The sequence below is a fragment of the Lentzea sp. NPDC092896 genome (genome assembly GCF_044754905.1).
In the GTDB taxonomy this organism is placed as follows: Bacteria; Actinomycetota; Actinomycetes; order Mycobacteriales; family Pseudonocardiaceae; genus Lentzea.
Genome location: NZ_JBIVPX010000003.1, coordinates 126,460 through 143,493, shown reverse-complemented (window position 1 = coordinate 143,493; position 17,034 = coordinate 126,460). Strand labels below are relative to the sequence as shown.

The window sequence follows — 17,034 nt, the reverse complement described above, 5'->3', positions numbered from 1 at the left end:
GGATCGACCAGGCGAGCGGCAGACTGACGGTCGGGGTGACCAAGTCGGGACTCTCCGTGACCGGCGCGGACACCCAGGTCGTCAAGAACTCGCTCGCCCAGCTCAACGGGACCAAGTCGGTTCTCGACCTCATGAGCGCCCCCGCGGCGATCACGAGCTGGCGGGTCGACGAGAAGTCGAACAGCGTCGTCGTCGAGGTCAACAAGAACGTGCGCGACGCGGCCGCGGACAAGTGGATCGCGACCGCGAAGTCCGTCAGCGGTGCGGTCCAGGTCGCCGAGGTGACCGAGAGCCCGACCCCGCTGTACGACCTGCGCGGTGGTGACGCCATCTACATGGGTGGTGGCCGCTGCTCGCTGGGCTTCTCCGTCACCGGTGGCTTCGTGACCGCGGGCCACTGCGGCACCACGGGCACCGCCGTCCAGGGCTTCAACCGCGTCGCGGCCGGCACGTTCGCCGGCTCGGTCTTCCCGGGCAACGACTACTCCTGGGTGCGGACCAACGCGAACTGGACCCCGCGTCCGTGGGTCAACCGCTACGGCGGCGCGAACGTGATCGTCAAGGGCTCGACCCAGGCGGCCGTCGGCTCGCAGATCTGCCGCTCGGGCTCCACGACCGGATGGCGCTGCGGCACCGTCCAGGCGTTCAACCAGACCGTGAACTACCCGCAGGGCCAGGTCCGGGGCCTCACCCGCACCAACGCCTGCGCGGAGCCGGGTGACTCCGGTGGTTCGTGGGTGGCGGGCTCCGGCTTCGGCCAGGCCCAGGGCGTGACGTCCGGTGGTTCGGGCAACTGCTCGTCCGGCGGCACCACGTACTTCCAGCCGGTGAACCCGATCCTGTCGCGCTACGGCCTCACGCTGACGCGCGGCTAGTTCTCAGCTGAAAGCGCCGCGGCACCCTCTGGTGTCGCGGCGTTTTTTCAGTTGAGGAGCACGATCTTGCCGTGGGCGTGGCCGGTCTCGCTCAGCCGATGCGCTTCGGCTGCTTCGGACAGCGGGAAGACCCCGGCCAGTGGCACGGTGAAGGCGCCCTGCTCGGCGAGTTCCGCCGCGATGGCGAGGCCGTGCAGCGCCTGGGGATCGGCACCGGGGCCGCCCGCGGTGTGCGTCAGCCGGATCCCGTGGTCGCCGGACAGGTCGGCGATCGTCACCACGCGATCCGGTGAGCCCGCGATCGAGATGAGGTCGGGCACGGTCCCCGCGCAGTGCAGGACGGCGTCGACCGCGCCGACCCGGTCCGCCAAGCCCTCGCCGTACTCGACCGGCGTCGCTCCCAGCGAGGCCACCAGGTCCTGACTCGACGGCCCGGCGGTCCCGATCACCTTCGCGCCCCGTGCGACCGCCAGCTGGATCGCCACCGTGCCGACGCCGCCCGCCGCGCCCGCGATCAGCAACGTCGTTCCGTCGCGCACCCCGAGCAGGTCCAGCGCCCTGGTGGCGGTCTCCACGTTGGCCGCCGCGCCGCCCGCCTGCTCCCAGCTCAGAGCCGCCGGCTTCGGTGCCCACGCGGCCAGCACCGCGAACTCGGCGTTGGCTCCGCCGAGCAGGGCCAGGTCGACCAGGCCGAACACCTCGTCGCCGGGGCTCACGCCGGTCACCCCCTCGCCGACCTCGTCGACGACACCCGCCGCGTCCACGCCGGGCACGTGCGGCAACGGCAACCGCTCGCCGAACATCCCGGAGCGCAGGTAGGTGTCCCCGGGAGTGACTCCGGAGGCGCGCACGGCGATGCGGACCTGACCGGGACCCGCGTGCGGTTCGGCGACCTCGGCCACGTGCAGGAGGTCGGCGGGTCCGTACTGGGTGAACTGAAGTGCTCGCATGCCGGCGAAATTAGTGGAACAGGGCGTCCACTTAGCCGAAACTGAGACGGTGACGGTGGAACTGACTCAGAACCTGCGGGCGGACGCCCAGGACAACCGCGACCGGATCCTGGTCGTGGCGCGGGAGGCCTTCGCCTCGGAGGGCCTGGACGTGCCGATGCGCGAGATCGCCCGCCGGGCCGGGGTCGGTCCGGCGACCCTCTACCGCCGCTTCCCCACCAAGGAGGCGCTCCTGGTGGAGGCGTTCTCGGAGCGGCTGGCGGCCTGCACGGCCGCGGTCGACGAGGGTCTCGCGAACCCGGATCCCTGGCAGGGGTTCTGCCGGACCATCGAGCAGGTGTGCCTGCTGCACGTGCTCGACCGCGGATTTTCGGCGGCGTTCACGAGCGCCTACCCCAGGGCGATCGACTTCGCCTCGGTGCGCGAGACGTCGTTCCGCTCGCTCGCCGAACTCATCAGGCGGGCGAAGGCGACCGGGCGGCTGCGGGCCGACTTCTCGGTCGACGACGTGGTGCTGCTCCTGATGGCGAGCGGGGGCGTCCGAGCGGGGACGCCCGCGATCGCGCGGCGGCTGGCCACGCTGTTCCTCGAAGGGGCGGCTAGCTGAACTGCACGGACCGCTTCGACAGTCCGTACCAGAAGCCGTCGACGCTGGTGCGGGCCTTCTCGTCGCTCGCGGCGCCGAGTGCCACGAAGAGCGGCGCGAAGTGCTCAGTCCTCGGATGTGCGATCCCCGCCGCCGGCGCCTTCTGCTGGAAGTCGAGCAACGCGTCGACGTCGCCGTTCGCGAGCTGCTGGTGCGCCCAGTCGTCGAACTCCTTCGACCACGACGGCGGCTCGTAGTCCGGTCCGGCGGGGAAGTTCACGCAGCTCAGGTTGTGGGTCATGAACCCGCTGCCGACGATCAGGACGTTCTTGTCCCGCAGCGGCGCCAGTTTGCGGCCGATCTCGTGCAGCTCACGCGGGTCGAGCGTGGGCATCGACATCTGCAGCACCGGCACGTCGGCGTCCGGGAACATCTCCTTGAGCGGAACGTAGGCGCCGTGGTCGAGCCCGCGCGTCTCGTCCTGCTCGACGTGGCCGCCGAGGAGCTTGCGGACGTCGGCGGCCAGCTGCGGTGCGCCCGGCGCCTCGTACTTGACGTCGTAGTACCGCTGCGGGAAGCCCCAGAAGTCGTAGACCAGGGGCACGGTCGTGGTCGCGCCGATGGTCGTCGGCGCCTCCTCCCAGTGCGCGGAGACCATGAGCACGGCCTCCGGGCGCGGGAGGGTGGCGGACCAGTCCTTGAGCTCTCTGGTCCACGTCTCGTCGTCAGCCAGCGGGGGAGCCCCGTGGCTCAGGTACAGCACAGGTGCGCTCACGTCATCGAGAGTACGCCTGTTTGTTCAAATTTCAACTACTAAGTTCAGTTTTGAACGACTCGGCGGCCTTGCGGGGGTCTTCGGCGTCGGTGATGGCCCGGACGACGACCACTCGGGTCGCTCCGGCTGCCTTTACCTCGTGGAGGTTCATGAGGTCGATGCCGCCGATGGCGAACCACGCGCGCTCGGACTTCGTGGCTCGGACCAGGTCGAGTCCCGGAGCCGGGCGGCCCGGTTTGGTCGGCGTCGGCCAGCACGGGCCGGTGCAGAAGTAGTCCACGCCGGGTTCCGTCGTCGCTGCGGTCATCTGGTCGACGTCGTGGGTGGAGCGGCCGATCACCACCTCGTCGCCGATGATCCGGCGGGCGAGCGGGACGGGCAGGTCGTCCTGGCCGAGGTGCAGCACGTCGGCGTCGACCGCGTGGGCGATGTCCGCGCGGTCGTTGACGGCGAGGAGCCTGCCGTGGCGCTCGGTGGCCTCGGCGAGGATCTCGATCGCCTCGATCTCCTGCTTCGCCTCCAGTGACTTGTCCCGCAGCTGGATGATGTCGACGCCGCCCGCGAGTGCCGCGTCCGCGAACTCGGCCAGATCAGGCCGGTTCGGCGTGCAGAGGTAGAGCGTCGCGTCGGCGAGTCGTTGCCTGATCAGGTTTCCGTCGAGTCCTGGCACGTACGCACGTTAACCGTTATGTTGAAGTCGGTCCGCACGGGAGCCTGGAGAACACCGGGCTGAGAGGGAGCGTGGTTCGCTCCGACCGTCGAACCTGATCCGGGTCATGCCGGCGCAGGGAGCGTGAATGCCTTGAGCAGTGTGGAAGTGGCCGTCCGAGGGGGCGGTGTCATCGGGCTGTCCGTGGCTCTCGCCGCGGCACGGGCCGGGTTCTCGGTCTCCGTGTTCGACGACGGGTCGCCGCATGCCGGCTCGCGGGTCGCGGGCGGGATGCTCGCGCCGTTGACGGAGGCCTGGCCGGGCGAGGAAGCCGTGGTGGCGCAGGGTGTTGCGGCCCTCGCACTGTGGCCGTCGTTCGCTGAGTCTTTGGGTGTCGAGCTGTTCACCGCGGGGACTTTGGCGGTCGGTGCGCAACCCGGTGACCTCGCTGATCTCCGGCACGCGGGGGAGTTGCTGACCTCGCGGGAGATCCGGGCTCTCGAACCTTCTCTCGGGCCGGCGGTGCGCGGTGGCGTGCACGCGCCGGGCGATCTCGCCGTCGACAACCGCGTGCTGCTTTCCGCACTGTGGAAGGCTTGTCTGGACGCCGGAGTCGTGTCCTCAGTGGAGGGACGGGTCACGGTGATCGCCGCCGGGGCGTGGAGCGGTGCGCTGCATCCCGCGTTGAAGGACGTGATCCGGCCGGTCAAGGGCGAGATTCTGCGGCTGACCCATCGGCCCGGCGCGTTGCCGCCGCCTCGCCACACGATCCGCGCGCTGGTGTCCGGTCGTCCGGTGTACCTGGTGCCGCGAGACGACGGTCTGGTCGTCGGCGCGACCCAGTACGAGGCGGGCTTCGACACCGACGTGACCGTCGCGGGCGTGCGGGACCTGTTGCGGGACGCGGAAACCGTGCTGCCGGGCATCGCCGAGTACGCGCTGACCGAGGCCGCCGTCGGGTTCCGCGCGGGCAGCCCCGACAACGTCCCGATCGTCCGCTGGCTGGAGCCGGGCGTGATCGCGGCGACCGGCCACCACCGCAACGGCCTGCTGCTGGCCCCGCACACCGCTCAGGTCGTCGTCGACCTGCTTCAGGGAGGAAGTTCGTGAAGGCACAGGTGAACGGGACCTCCCGCGACTTGGCCGAGGGCACGTCGGTGGCCGCGGTCGTGACGCTGGTGGGCGCACCCGAGAAGGGCGTGGCCGTGGCGCTCGACGGTGCCGTGGTGCCGAGGGCGTTGTGGGACAGGACGATCGTGCCGGACGGCGGCGTCGTCGAGGTGCTGACCGCGGTCCAGGGAGGCTGACGTGGACGATCCGCTGATCATCGCGGGCCGGGAGTTCCGGTCCAGGCTCATCACCGGCACCGGCGGTGCCGCGAACCTCTCGGTGCTGGAACGGGCCCTGGTCGCGTCCGGTACCGAGCTGACGACCGTGGCGATGCGCCGCGTCGACGCCGCGGGCCAGACCGGCGTGCTGGAGTTGTTGCGGCGCCTGGGGATCGAGGTCCTGCCGAACACCGCGGGCTGCCGCACGTCCGCCGAGGCCGTGCTGACCGCGCAGCTGGCACGCGAGGCCCTGGAGACGAACTGGGTCAAGCTGGAGGTCGTCCACGACGAGGAGACCTTGCTGCCGGACCCGGTCGAGCTGCTCGACGCGGCCGAGCGGCTGGTGAACGACGGCTTCGTGGTCCTGCCGTACACCAACGACGACCCGGTGCTCGCCCTGAAGCTCCAGGACGTCGGCTGCGCGACGGTCATGCCGTTGGGCTCTCCCATCGGTACGGGTCTCGGCATCCGCAACCCGCACAACATCGAGATGATCACTTCCAGGGCATCTGTCCCAGTGGTGCTCGACGCGGGCATCGGCACGGCGTCCGACGCGGCCCTCGCGATGGAACTCGGCTGCTCAGCGGTGCTTCTGGCGACCGCCGTCACCCGAGCGCAGGACCCGGAACGGATGGGCGCCGCCATGCGTTGTGCGGTCGAGGGCGGACGGCTGGCACGCCTGGCCGGACGAATTCCACAACGCTTTTGGGCCCAAGCGTCTTCGCCGGGACTCTGAGGTCGCTACCGTGGGTGCACACGTGTTGGGGGATGATTGAGAACTACCTGAAATCCCGCCGAGGAGGACGACAAGCCGTGACGGCCCCCATTGACGCCGAGGTCGAGGACGCGACCGCGCGCCTGTACCTGGCGATCGGCCGGCTGGCCCGGTTGCTGCGACGCACCGGTTCCCCCGGACTCGGCCCCGGCGCGGTCTCCGCGCTCGCCACCCTCGCCCGCTGCGGCCCCATGCGCCTCGGCGACCTGGCGAACAAGGAGGGCGTGGCGCCCCCGACGCTGTCCCGCATCGTCGCCGCGCTGGTGGAAGCCGGTTACGTGAAGCGCGAACCCGACCCGCAGGACGGCCGCGCCTGGCTCGCCACCCCCACGCCCGAGGGCGAGACGATGGTGTCCGGCGTGCGGTCCGCGCGGGTGCGCGAACTGCAGCGGCGGATCGAGCAGCTCACACCGGAGCACGTGTCGGCTCTGGTGCACGCCCTGGACGCGTTGGAGACACTCGTCGGCGAAGAGTCCAAGTAGCGCCTCATGCCCGAGTACGACGAGGTGCTCGCCCGGCTTCGCCACCTCGGGGCGGGGAAGCGCGAGTCCATGCGGATCATGACGGAAGCGACGGGCCTGGAATTCGGCGAGGTCCAGCGGCTCGTGCACGAGAGCCCGGTGTGGAGCGACCGCAAAGCGGGTGACGAAGCGGCCCAGGACTGGTTCTTCCGCAGCATGTTCGTCATCGCCGTGCTGGGAGAGGCCGAAGTCACCGCGCCCGCCGAGGACGTGGCCGAGTGCGACGAGCGCCGGCGGCGCGCCGAGATCGGGTTGGGAGACCTGGCGTCCGGCCTGCCCGCCGTTGCGCTGCACCGCTTCCACGAGCTCATGGCCGAAGGCCTGCTCGGCAAGGCGTTCGCCGAACTGGTGGCGGTCGTGCGGGAGCAGGGCGCGGAGTGCTGGGCCGAGCTGGCCGCGGTCGCCGACACGCTGCTTCTCACCGATGAAGGGGAGCCTGCCGGTGAGAGCGAAGGCCGTGAGGACTGGGCGTTCGCGGCCTTCGAGGTTCATCGGCGCGCACGTGCGCGTGAGGACTAGCGCATGAAGTCCCGGACCGCCGGCATGTGGTGGGGCACGTCGATCGAGGCGCCCGACCCCGGTGCGCTGGCGAGGTTCTACGCGGAACTCCTCGGCTGGCACATCGGCCACGAGGAGCCGGGCACCACGATCGTCGCAGCCTCTCCGAACGGACCGTTCTTCGTCTTCCAGCACGCGGACGGCTATCGGGCGCCGGTCTGGCCGCCGGTCGACGGTCGGCAGCGCCCGATGATGCACTTCGACTTCCAGGTCGGTGACCTGGAGTCGGCCGTCGCCGAGGCGGTGGCGCTGGGTGCGACCGTGGCGGACGTCCAGCCGCAGCCGAACGTCCGGGTGCTGCTAGACCCCGCCGGGCACCCCTTCTGCCTGTGCCTGGACGAAGAGTCCTCGTAGCGCCTGGTTGAAGGCGTCGAACTCCGCGACCAGCACCTCGCGGGTCTGCGCCAGCACGCCTTCGGTCATCGTGCCGGTGAAGGTCTCCACGTTCACCAGCCGCGTGCCGTCCGCCGTTTCGCTGAGCTCCCAGCGGTGGCGCCCGAAGAACGTCTCCGGGTCGCCGCCCTGGGAGGCCAGCACGTAAGGCTCCAGCGAGGTGATCTCGCCGTCGAAGTCGCGTTCGAACGGCGTGCCCTTGGCCGCCTTCACCTTCGTCCGCACGCCGTCCACCCGCGTGTACTCCATGACGGGGTTCCAGCGGGCGTAGCCGTCGAAGTCCACCAGCACGCGCCACACGTCGTCGATCGGCGCGGGGACGACCAGCGCTGTCCTGACCTCGTTCATCTGCACGGTTGTCAAGCATGGTGGGACGGTCCAGCGATTTTCAGCCCGGCAACCGCCACAGCGGCGACACCGGACCGACGCCGCCACCCAGCGGGTAGGCCGCGGCCACCGACTTCACGATGAACTCCTTGCCGAACCGCACGGCCTCCGGCACCGAGGCACCCTTCGACAGCGCCGAGCTGATCGACGACGCCAGAGTGTCGCCACTGCCGTGCGTGTGCTCGGTGTCGTAGCGAGGTCCAGGCAGTTCGATGAACTCACGTCCGTCGTAGAGCAGGTCGAGGCACTCCGGGTCGTCCCACATGTGGCCGCCCTTCACGAGCACCCACTCCGGCCCCAAGGCGTGCAACGCCTCCGCCGCCACGCGCTGGTCCGCGCGGTCCTTCACCGCGATGCCGGTGATCAGCCGCACCTCGTCCAGGTTCGGCGTCACCAGCGTCGCGCGCGGGAACAGCAGGCTGCGCAACGCGTCCAGGGCGTTGTCGGCCAGCAGTTGGTCGCCGTGCATGGACGCCGAGACCGGGTCGACGACGAACGGGGTCCTGCCCCTGCCGATGCCGACGCGGTCGAGGGCCGGGGTGATGGCCTCGATGATCCGCGCCGACGCGAGCATGCCGGTCTTCGCGGCCTGCACGCCGATGTCCTCGGCCACCGAGATGATCTGCGCCGCGACGACGTCCGCCGGGATCTCCGAGACTCCCGTGACGCCCAGGGAGTTCTGGACCGTCACGGCCGTCAGTGCGACGCAGCCGTGCACTCCGCACGCGAAGAGCGTGCGGAGGTCGGCCTGGATACCCGCACCACCGCCGGAATCGCTTCCGGCGATGGTGAGGACCCTGGGTGGTGTCGAGGTCACGAAGTCTCCACGACCGGGAGGTAGACCTTGTTGCCCGTGTCGGCGAACTCGTCGGACTTCTCCGCCATGCCCGCCTCGATCGCCTCCACTGTGGACAGACCGCGTTCCTCGGCGTAGCGCCGCACGTCCTGCGTGATCTTCATGGAGCAGAACTTCGGCCCGCACATCGAGCAGAAGTGCGCCGTCTTCGCCGGTTCCGCGGGGAGCGTCTCGTCGTGGAACGAGCGCGCGGTGTCCGGGTCGAGCGACAGGTTGAACTGGTCCTCCCAGCGGAACTCGAAGCGCGCCTTGGACAGCGCGTCGTCCCAGTCCTGGACGCCGGGGTGGCCCTTGGCGAGGTCCGCGCTGTGCGCCGCGATCTTGTACGTGATCACGCCGGTCTTCACGTCATCGCGGTTCGGCAGGCCGAGGTGCTCCTTCGGCGTGACGTAGCAGAGCATCGCCGTGCCCAGCCAGCCGATCTGCGCCGCGCCGATCGCCGACGTGATGTGGTCGTACGCCGGCGCGATGTCGGTGGCCAGCGGCCCGAGGGTGTAGAACGGCGCCTCGCCGCACCACTCCTCTTCGAGCCGGACGTTCTCGGCGATCTTGTGCATCGGCACGTGGCCGGGGCCCTCGATCATCACCTGGACGTCCTTCGCCCGTGCGATGTGCGTGAGCTCGCCCAACGTCTTGAGCTCGGCGAACTGCGCCGCGTCGTTGGCGTCCGCGATGGAACCCGGCCGCAGCCCGTCACCCAGCGAGAACGTCACGTCGTAGGCGCGCAGGATGTCGCAGAGCTCCTCGAAGTGCGTGTAGAGGAAGCTCTCCTTGTGGTGCGCTAGGCACCACGCGGCCATGATCGAACCGCCGCGCGAGACGATGCCCGTGACGCGCTTGGCCGTCAGCGGCACGTACCGCAGCAGCACGCCTGCGTGCACGGTCATGTAGTCGACGCCCTGCTCGGCCTGCTCGATCACGGTGTCGCGGTAGACCTCCCACGACAGCGAAGCCGGATCGCCGTTGACCTTCTCCAGCGCCTGGTAGATCGGCACGGTGCCGATGGGAACGGGCGAGTTGCGCAGGATCCACTCGCGCGTCTCGTGAATCCGCTTGCCGGTGGACAGGTCCATGATCGTGTCGGCACCCCAGCGGGACGCCCACACCATCTTCTCGACCTCGTCCTCGATCGACGACGACACCGCGGAGTTGCCGATGTTGGCGTTGATCTTGACGAGGAACTTCTTGCCGATGATCATCGGCTCGGCCTCGGGGTGCTTGCGGTTCAACGGAATCACCGCACGCCCGATGGCCACCTCCTCGCGCACGAACTCCGCGTCGAGGTTCTCGCGCACCGCGATGTAGCGCATCTCCGGGGTGATGATCCCGGCCTTCGCGTACGCGAGCTGGCTGACAGCTCCGTTGATCGGTTCCCGTGCGGCGATCCACCCCGACCTCAGGTCGGGGAGTCCACTGTGGACGTCGATGGTCGCGTTGTCGTCGGTATACGGACCGGAAGTGTCGTAAAGATCGACATGTTCGCCGTTGGTCAGCTCGACCCTGCGGTAGGGCACCCGGATGTCAGAGGAGACTTCCCGATACACCTTGCGCGAGCCCGAGATCGGGCCGGTGGTCACACTGGGCTTGACCGAACGGTCGTCAAGTGCCGTCACGACATTCCTCCCTACGCCGGCATTACCCGGTCAGGTTCAGGCGGTCGGTGACACCGGCACTACGGCCAGTCACCCTCTCAGCCCGCTCAGGCGCGAGCTCCCGCGTTGTGTTGAGTTGTCGAGAACCGACCATAGTCAGCGCGCGCCGTAGCTGCCAAGGGCGTCGTTTGCCCCTAATCTCTTCCCCGTGGCTGATCACCAGCCGTTCCCGCCCGGCGCGCGACGCGGCCAGCGTCCCGCCGTGGTCTCGGCATGCCCTTCCTGCGGAGAACTCGCAGGTCGCGGCTACCCCGACTGCGGCTTCTGCGCGGAACTGCTCGACCAGTTCTGGCTCGCGGACTGGGAGGCGTTGCGCACGTCGTCCCAGCTGGCGGACCGGGAACTGGCCGAACTGGTGACCTCCGCGGACGTCGGCCAGTACCCGTGGACGTGCGTGGACTGGGCGATGACGCTGCTGGCGTGCTCCCGCTGCGGTGCCGAACTGGGCACCGGACCGGTCGAGTGCGTGCGGTGCGCGGTGACCGAGGAACGCCGGTGGAGCTGGGACCACTCGGCCCATCCGTACACGATGAGCGCGAACGAGCACCTGCTCCGGGTCGCCCGCGCGGCCCTGCGCGCACCTCACCGGCGTCGTCCGGCCGTCGTGCAGGCCTGGCAGCTGGTGCTGCCGTTCCTGATCGCCGGTGAGGTGATCGAGTTCGGCCGCCTGGACCGGATCCGCGCGCACGTGCTGGCCGGCGGCTACGCGTCGATGGCCGCCTGCCACACCTTCGCCGAGCTGGCCGGGCTGCCCGAGCTGTTCTGGCGCCGGGGCAGCCCGATCTCAACGCGGGTCGAGTACCAGCCGGACTCCGAGCGCCAGCAGCACGCCGCCCGACAGCTTCTCGAGCGCGGGACGGACGCGCGGCCGGCTCAGCCAGCCGCGGATCGTGTGCAGGATCGACACGATGATCAGGTACCAGACGGTGTCGATCAGGACCCACCCGATGGCGAGGAAGAGCAGAACCCCCTTGCCGGCCTCCCCGGCAGGCACGAACTGCGGTAGGAACGAGATCGCGAACACGCCGAGCTTCGGGTTGGCCAGGTTCACGACCAGGCCGCTGCGGAACGCGTGGCTGGCCGGTGGGGGGTCGGCGTTGGGCAGGCTCTTGCTGATCAGGGCCCTGACGCCGAGATAGATCAGGAAGACCGCACCGGCGATCCGCAGCGCGTGATAGGCGATCTCGGACGCCGTGAGCAGGACCGACAGGCCCAGCGCGGCCGCGATCGCCCAGCACGCGACACCGACCTCCATGCCGAACACCGTCGCCAGCGCGGCTTTTCGCCCGTGCACCGACTGTCGCAGGACCATGGCCGTGCCAGGTCCGGGCGACAGAGCGATGAGGAACGAGGCCGCGACGAAGGCGACGATGTTTTCGATCGGCATGCCATTGATGGTCGCTGGTCGTCGCAACTTGTTTCTTGACCTGGAGCGCGCTCCAGGATGTTCGGTGGAGTCATGACCTTGGAACTGGGGAAGTTGGGTTTCGGCACGTGGGCCATGGGCGGACCGTTCTCGGGCCCGGACGGATCGCCGGTCGGCTGGGGACCCGCGGACGACGGTGAGTCGGTGCGGGCGTTGCGGCGGGCCGTGGAGCTGGGCGTGACGCTGTTCGACACTGCGGACGTCTACGGGTGCGGGCACGCGGAGACGCTGGTCGGGCAAGCGTTTGCGGGCATGCGTGACCAGGTGTTGATCGCCACCAAGTGGGGCTGCGGGTTCGACGCCGCGGCTCGGCGGATGACCGGGGACGAGGGGTCGGTCGCGTACCTGCGCGGTGCTGTCGAGGCGTCGTTGCGGCGGCTCGGGACCGACCGGATCGACCTGTACCAGCTGCACGTCGGCGGGCTGGGGCTGGAGGAGGCGGCGCTGCTGCGGGACGAGTGCGAGGCGCTGGTGGCGGCGGGCAAGATCCGGGCCTACGGGTGGAGCACGGACCACGTCGAGCGCGCGCGGTTCTTCTGCGAGGGCGAGCACGGGATCGCGGCGCAGGCCGACATCAACCTGCTGTTCGACAACCCCGAGATGTACGCGGGGGAGTACTCGGTGCTGTGCCGTCGGCCGTTGGCGATGGGGTTGCTGGCCCGGGAGACGTTCTCCGAGCTGCCCGCGGACGACGTGCGCGTCACGAACCCGTCCTGGCTGCGGTTCTTCGTGGACGGGCGGCCGTCACCGGAGTACTTCGAGGCTCGTGAGGCCGTTCGGGACGTGCTGACGTCCGGCGGGAGGACGCTGGTGCAGGGTGCGCTGGCGTGGTTCTGGGCGCGTTCTCCCCGCCTGGTTCCGATTCCGGGCGTCCGGACGGTGGCCCAGGTCGAGGAGAACGCCCGCGCGCTGGAGTTCGGGCCGTTGGGCGTGGAGGAGCTGAAGCAGGTGGAGGCGGTGCTCCGGCCCTAGTCCTCGTCCTCGTCGAAGTTCGCGGGGTCGTTCGGGTCCCACGAGAGGCCCGGCACGTTCCACTCGTTGTCGCGCAGCATCCGCTTGGCTTCCTTCTTGTACCGGCCGATGAGGCGGTCGGTGTAGAGGTAGCCGTTGAGGTGGTCGGTCTCGTGCTGCAGACAGCGCGCGAAGAAGCCGGTGCCCTCGACCTCGAACGGCTCCCCGTCGAGGCCCTGGCCGGTCACCTTCGCCCATTGGGCGCGTCCGGTCGGGTACGCCTCGCCGGGGACGCTGAGGCAGCCCTCGAAGTCGTCGTCCGGATCCGGCATGGTCTCCGGGATCTCGGAGGTCTCCAGAGTGGGGTTCACGACCACGCCGCGGTGCTGGACACCCTCGTCATCCGGGCAGTCGTAGACGAATACCCGCAGGTCGACGCCGATCTGGTTGGCCGCGAGCCCGACACCACGAGCAGCTGCCATCGTCTCGAACATGTCGTCGACGAGGGACTTCAGCTCGGTGTCGAACTCGGTGACCTCGCGCGTCGGGTTGTGGAGCACGGGGTCGCCTGCGATGCAGATGCGATGGACGGCCATGGCTGAACTTTAAGCCGTCCAAAACTGTCGGTGTCGCGCGGTAGGTTGGAACGATCACGTGATTGAATTGCCCGCACCTGAGATGGTGTGGCGACCGTGGGGAGCCAGATGGATCACGCCGAGACGCTCACCTCCGCTGACGGGCTGACCAACCGCGAACGCACGATGCTCGCGTTCGAGCGTCAGTGGTGGAAGTACTCGGGATCCAAGGAACAGGCCATCAGGGAACTGTTCGACATGTCAGCTACCCGCTACTACCAGTTGCTCAACGCGCTCGTTGAATCCGAAGCCGCACTGGCTGCCGATCCGATGCTGGTCAAGCGGTTGCGCGGCGTGCGGACAGGCCGCCAAAGGGTTCGCGCACGCGCCAGGAGCACCGAGGACTGATGACCTCCCCCGAGTCCGCAAGCCCGTCCCGTCCGGCCAAGGCAGCCGGCTTCGCCCTGCTCGGTGTCGCCGCCGTCGCGTTGGTGATCGGTGTTGTCAGCCTGTTCAGCGGTGGGGGGTCCGAGACACCTCCCGTTGCCGAGGGGTCGTCCACGGCTCCGCCCGCATCCGCCAGTTCTGAGCCTCCGGTCTCTGCTCCGGCCTCGACTTCGTCTTCGGCGCCGGCTGCGACCACTTCCGCGCCTCCGGCTTCTACGCCTGCTACCTCAGTTGTGCCGCCTCCGCCTGTCACCCAGCCCGGAGTGGCCAAGGTGCCGGTTCGGGTTTACAACAACTCGACCATCACCGGGCTTGCTTCCAAGGCTTCTGATGAGGTTCGGGGTAATGGGTGGACTGTTGCCGAGACTGGGAACTACTCGTCCGGGACTATCCCTACCACTACCGTTTACTTCCGGCCTGAGACTGATGAAGAGGCCTCGGCCAAGGAACTGGCTGCGGTTTTGAGGGCTCGGGTTGAGCCTCGGTTTGATGGGATTCAGTCTGCTGCGGCCGGGATCATTTTGATTGTCACCAATGATTTTCAGGGGCCTTCTAAGAACAAGTAGGCGTTGGTTGGGTTGAGTCCTGATCTGCGGCTGCTTCCTGGGGCTCCGCCCCAGACCCCGCCAATCTGATCAAAAGCCGGGGTCCACGCCATGCGTAGGTAGATGGCACGCCTGTTGCTTTGGGCGGAGGCGCGTTGCTTTGTGGGGCGCGTTGGTGGGGTGGCTTCGTCACGAGTCGAGCCAAGAGCGGGCCACACATGAGTAGGGGTGTCAACTCGACGAAAAGCGTGTCGAGTTGACACCCCTACTCATGTGCAGCAAGAGCTGTGGCACGACTCGTGACGAAGCCACCCCACCCAGACCGCACGGTAAAGACGGCTCGCCTTCGGCTTCGCGGGTGATCTGGCCTCGACGTGATCGTTCGCCTTTTCGGTTCACCTCGACAATGCGGCGAATTTGCGTTCCGATCTGGTCAGCCCGCAGCCCGCAGCCCGCAGCCCGCCAATCTTTCTGATCTTGTCGGTGCTGCCTTGTACGTTGGGTCGCGGGGGGTCCTGAAACCAAGGGGACCCCTGCGTCAGCGTGCTGTCGCGTAGGCCGCCAGTGATGCCAGCTGTGCCGCGTCCAGTGACGGGCGCACTACCTTCCTCGCCTTGGCCAGGTGGGTTTGTGTCACCTCGGCCGCGTCCAGGGACTCCCGCATTGCTGTCAGAGCCGCTTCCCGGATCAGGGCCGCGCAGTCTGCCGCCGAGTACATGTCCAGCTCTTCGGCCAGTTCGGCCAGGTTCACGTCGGTGGACAGTGGCGTGTTTCGCGATGAGGCCTTGAGGATTTCCGTGCGGGCCTCGGCGTCCGGTGGTGGCACGTAGATGATTCGTTCCAGCCTGCCTGGGCGGAGGAGGGCCGGGTCGATCAGCTCTGGGCGGTTGGTCGCGGCGATCACCACGACGTCGCGCAGGGGTTCTACGCCGTCCAGTTCGGTGAGGAGGGCGGCCACCACTCGGTCTGCCACGCCTGAGTCTGAGGACTGGCCTCGGCGTGGGGCCAGGGCGTCCACCTCGTCCAGGAAGATCAGGGCCGGGGCCGCGTCCGCTGCTCGGCGGAAGAGTTCGCGGACCGCTCGTTCTGACTCTCCTACGAACTTGTCCATCAGTTCGGCGCCCTTGACGGTCAGGACGTTCAGCTGGCCCGTGCCTGCCAGTGCTCGGACCAGGAACGTCTTGCCGCATCCCGGCGGGCCGTAGAGGAGAAGGCCTCGTGGCGGGTCCACGCCCAGGCGGGCGAACGAGTCGGGGTAGCGGAGGGGCCAGAGGGCCGCTTCTGTGAGGGCCTGCTTGACCTCCTTCATGTCGCCCACGTCTTCCAGCGTCAGGCCGCCGGTCTGCACGGTGTCGGAGGCGGACATGGAGATCGGGCGGACCGTGTTCAGGGCGCCCAGCAGATCTTCTTGTCCCACACGGGGTTCTGCCACCTCGCGTTGGCGGAGGGCGGCTCGGACCGCTGCTTCGCGGCGCAGGGCGCAGAGGTCCGCCGCCACGAAACCCGGTGTACGGGCGGCCACCTCGCCGAAGTCCACATCGGACTGCACCGGGACGTCGCGCAGCAGTACCCGCAGGAGTTCGGTCCTGCCCGCTGTGTCGGGGAGGGGGAGTGCGAGTTCGCGGTCCACGAGATCCGGGGCGCGCAGGCGGGCGTCCACTGACTCCGCGCGGGCTGATGTGACGATCAGCGCGAGGTTCGGGCGGGAGATGGCCGTGCGGAGGATGTCCAGGACGACGGTCGCCACCGGTGGGGGTGCGGTGGGCAGCAGTGCGTCGATGTCGGTGAGGAGCAGGACGGTGGGCTGCTCGGGGACACCCGCGATCGCGTCGCCCAGTTGTTTGGCCATCGCGCCCGGCTCCAGGACGGCGATGCTGGGCGCGGCCAGTTCCACCACCGTCGCCTCGACCGAACGGGCCACGGCGCGGACCAGCGTCGCCTTGCCCACGCCTTCCGGGCCGCTGATCATGGCGGCCAGGCGGGCGGAGGCGCCCAGCTTCGTGAGGAGTTCGGGCTGGCGGAACATCAGCTCCAGCCACTCGGTCAGGCGGCGCGCCTGTTCGCGCTGGCCCACCAGGTCCGCGAGGGGCAGCGCCTCGTGCTTCTCCTGCACCACCACCGGCGTCACCTCGGCGGCGGGGGCCGAGGCCGAACGCCAGCCGACGACGCTCGACGGCTGCACGGCCACCGGGCCCGCCGGGTCGGTCGAGGTGATGGTGATCAGTTCGTTGGTCCACGTCATGCCGATGGCGTTGGACAGCTTGCGGCGCGTCTCGGAGACGTTGGCGCCGGGCGGCGGCGCGAGGTCCTGGGGCAGCAGCGAGACGTTGTCGCCGACGGTCAGGACCTTGCCCGTCAACGCCATGCGCACGTGGTCCGGCGTCAGCGCCGTGGTGGCCAGGCGGGAGCCCGCGACGGTGATCGAACGCGCGGCGGTCACCTCGACCGGAGCCACGACGATCTCGGAGCCCTCGACCACGCCGAGGTTGGTGAGCGTCACGTCGTCGACCAGGACCACGCCCGGCGGCTGCTCGCCGGCGGCGGCCAGCGCGGCGCTCACGCGGGCGCCGGTCAGCTTCACGGCGTCCCAGGCGCGCAGGCCCAGAGCGTCGAGCACCTCGGGGTGAAGGCGGACCACCCCGCGCCGGGTGTCCAGAGCGGACGGGGACAGGCGAGCCGTCAGCGTGATCACGACCACGACTCTAGTTCCTCGCCGTGAACCTGCCGGGCGGCTGAGGAACAGCGCGCGTAGCGCGATCTTGAACCGCACCGATCACACATCGGT

At 69.2% G+C, this 17,034-nt stretch carries 20 protein-coding genes and 2 riboswitches; of the genes, 11 read left to right on the top strand and 9 right to left on the bottom strand.

The window, feature by feature from the left end; translation table 11 throughout:
* Positions 1–35: 35 nt before the first annotated feature.
* Positions 36–875 carry a S1 family peptidase gene (locus tag ACIQF0_RS16340; RefSeq protein ID WP_401030217.1) on the top strand — a complete coding sequence of 280 codons (840 nt, stop codon included), beginning with the start codon at positions 36–38 and terminating at the stop codon, positions 873–875.
* 47 nt (positions 876–922) lie between these two features.
* Here ACIQF0_RS16340 and ACIQF0_RS16335 read toward each other — a convergent pair whose 3' ends face one another.
* Positions 923–1,825, bottom strand: a complete 903-nt coding sequence (locus ACIQF0_RS16335) for an NADP-dependent oxidoreductase (RefSeq protein WP_401030215.1) — start codon at positions 1,823–1,825, stop codon at positions 923–925.
* Positions 1,826–1,874: 49 nt separating this feature from the next.
* Here ACIQF0_RS16335 and ACIQF0_RS16330 point away from each other — a divergent pair, with 49 nt between their 5' ends.
* Positions 1,875–2,432 carry a TetR/AcrR family transcriptional regulator gene (locus ACIQF0_RS16330; RefSeq protein WP_401030213.1) on the top strand — a complete coding sequence of 186 codons (558 nt, stop codon included), beginning with the start codon at positions 1,875–1,877 and terminating at the stop codon, positions 2,430–2,432.
* On the opposite strand, the gene ACIQF0_RS16325 is transcribed toward ACIQF0_RS16330, so the two are convergent.
* Together ACIQF0_RS16325 and thiE are read right to left on the bottom strand one after the other, a co-directional pair.
* Positions 2,425–3,186: a dioxygenase gene (locus ACIQF0_RS16325; RefSeq protein ID WP_401030211.1), complete on the bottom strand. Its 762-nt coding sequence runs from the start codon at positions 3,184–3,186 to the stop codon at positions 2,425–2,427. The two genes, ACIQF0_RS16330 and ACIQF0_RS16325, sit on opposite strands and share 8 nt — an antisense overlap.
* A 31-nt stretch (positions 3,187–3,217) precedes the next feature.
* Entirely contained in the window at positions 3,218–3,856 is a 639-nt protein-coding gene (gene thiE, locus ACIQF0_RS16320) for a thiamine phosphate synthase (protein ID WP_401030209.1), read from the bottom strand.
* Positions 3,857–3,882: 26 nt separating this feature from the next.
* Positions 3,883–3,994, top strand: a riboswitch (TPP riboswitch).
* Between thiE and ACIQF0_RS16315 the strand changes: the two genes are divergently transcribed.
* From ACIQF0_RS16315 to ACIQF0_RS16290, 6 genes are all read left to right on the top strand, one after another.
* Positions 3,989–4,945 carry an FAD-dependent oxidoreductase gene (locus tag ACIQF0_RS16315; RefSeq protein WP_401030207.1) on the top strand — a complete coding sequence of 319 codons (957 nt, stop codon included), beginning with the start codon at positions 3,989–3,991 and terminating at the stop codon, positions 4,943–4,945. (Overlaps the previous riboswitch by 6 nt.)
* Positions 4,942–5,142: a sulfur carrier protein ThiS gene (gene thiS, locus ACIQF0_RS16310; protein ID WP_030480600.1), complete on the top strand. Its 201-nt coding sequence runs from the start codon at positions 4,942–4,944 to the stop codon at positions 5,140–5,142. Before ACIQF0_RS16315 ends, thiS begins: the two co-directional genes overlap by 4 nt.
* Position 5,143: 1 nt before the next feature.
* Complete coding sequence (locus ACIQF0_RS16305) at positions 5,144–5,899, top strand: thiazole synthase (RefSeq protein WP_401030205.1); 756 nt, start codon at positions 5,144–5,146, stop codon at positions 5,897–5,899.
* 77 nt (positions 5,900–5,976) lie between these two features.
* A complete protein-coding gene (locus ACIQF0_RS16300; RefSeq protein WP_313887795.1) occupies positions 5,977–6,420 on the top strand; it encodes a MarR family transcriptional regulator in 444 nt (147 codons plus the stop codon).
* Positions 6,421–6,426: 6 nt separating this feature from the next.
* The gene (locus ACIQF0_RS16295; protein ID WP_401030203.1) at positions 6,427–6,978 is read left to right on the top strand and encodes a hypothetical protein; all 552 of its coding nucleotides are present in this window, start codon (positions 6,427–6,429) and stop codon (positions 6,976–6,978) included.
* A 3-nt stretch (positions 6,979–6,981) separates the two neighbouring features.
* Entirely contained in the window at positions 6,982–7,371 is a 390-nt protein-coding gene (locus tag ACIQF0_RS16290) for a VOC family protein (protein WP_401030201.1), read from the top strand.
* On the opposite strand, the gene ACIQF0_RS16285 is transcribed toward ACIQF0_RS16290, so the two are convergent.
* The 4 genes from ACIQF0_RS16285 to ACIQF0_RS16270 form a co-directional block, all read right to left on the bottom strand.
* Positions 7,318–7,758, bottom strand: a complete 441-nt coding sequence (locus ACIQF0_RS16285) for an SRPBCC domain-containing protein (protein ID WP_401031435.1) — start codon at positions 7,756–7,758, stop codon at positions 7,318–7,320. The genes ACIQF0_RS16290 and ACIQF0_RS16285 overlap by 54 nt on opposite strands.
* A 40-nt stretch (positions 7,759–7,798) precedes the next feature.
* A complete protein-coding gene (thiD, locus tag ACIQF0_RS16280; RefSeq protein ID WP_401030200.1) occupies positions 7,799–8,614 on the bottom strand; it encodes a bifunctional hydroxymethylpyrimidine kinase/phosphomethylpyrimidine kinase in 816 nt (271 codons plus the stop codon).
* Positions 8,611–10,266, bottom strand: coding sequence for a phosphomethylpyrimidine synthase ThiC (gene thiC, locus ACIQF0_RS16275; RefSeq protein ID WP_401030198.1), 1,656 nt, complete (start codon positions 10,264–10,266; stop codon positions 8,611–8,613). The genes thiD and thiC overlap by 4 nt, the downstream gene beginning before the upstream one ends.
* Positions 10,256–10,380: riboswitch (TPP riboswitch) on the bottom strand. It overlaps the preceding gene by 11 nt.
* Positions 10,381–11,089: 709 nt before the next feature.
* Positions 11,090–11,692 (bottom strand): LysE family translocator, encoded by a 603-nt coding sequence (locus ACIQF0_RS16270; RefSeq protein ID WP_401030196.1) that lies wholly within the window; start codon positions 11,690–11,692, stop codon positions 11,090–11,092.
* A 72-nt stretch (positions 11,693–11,764) separates the two neighbouring features.
* Between ACIQF0_RS16270 and ACIQF0_RS16265 the strand changes: the two genes are divergently transcribed.
* On the top strand, positions 11,765–12,703 hold the full coding sequence (locus ACIQF0_RS16265) for an aldo/keto reductase (protein ID WP_401030194.1): 939 nt from the start codon (positions 11,765–11,767) through the stop codon (positions 12,701–12,703).
* On the opposite strand, the gene ACIQF0_RS16260 is transcribed toward ACIQF0_RS16265, so the two are convergent.
* Complete coding sequence (locus tag ACIQF0_RS16260; RefSeq protein WP_401030192.1) at positions 12,700–13,278, bottom strand: peptide deformylase; 579 nt, start codon at positions 13,276–13,278, stop codon at positions 12,700–12,702. The two genes, ACIQF0_RS16265 and ACIQF0_RS16260, sit on opposite strands and share 4 nt — an antisense overlap.
* 108 nt (positions 13,279–13,386) lie before the next feature.
* On the opposite strand from ACIQF0_RS16260, the gene ACIQF0_RS16255 reads away from it, so the two are divergent.
* Both ACIQF0_RS16255 and ACIQF0_RS16250 read left to right on the top strand, forming a co-directional pair.
* A complete protein-coding gene (locus ACIQF0_RS16255; RefSeq protein ID WP_401030190.1) occupies positions 13,387–13,665 on the top strand; it encodes a DUF3263 domain-containing protein in 279 nt (92 codons plus the stop codon).
* Positions 13,666–13,967: 302 nt separating this feature from the next.
* Positions 13,968–14,270 carry a LytR C-terminal domain-containing protein gene (locus tag ACIQF0_RS16250; protein WP_401030189.1) on the top strand — a complete coding sequence of 101 codons (303 nt, stop codon included), beginning with the start codon at positions 13,968–13,970 and terminating at the stop codon, positions 14,268–14,270.
* A 517-nt stretch (positions 14,271–14,787) separates the two neighbouring features.
* Here ACIQF0_RS16250 and ACIQF0_RS16245 read toward each other — a convergent pair.
* On the bottom strand, positions 14,788–16,941 hold the full coding sequence (locus tag ACIQF0_RS16245) for an AAA family ATPase (protein ID WP_401030187.1): 2,154 nt from the start codon (positions 16,939–16,941) through the stop codon (positions 14,788–14,790).
* Between the last annotated feature and the right edge of the window lie 93 nt (positions 16,942–17,034).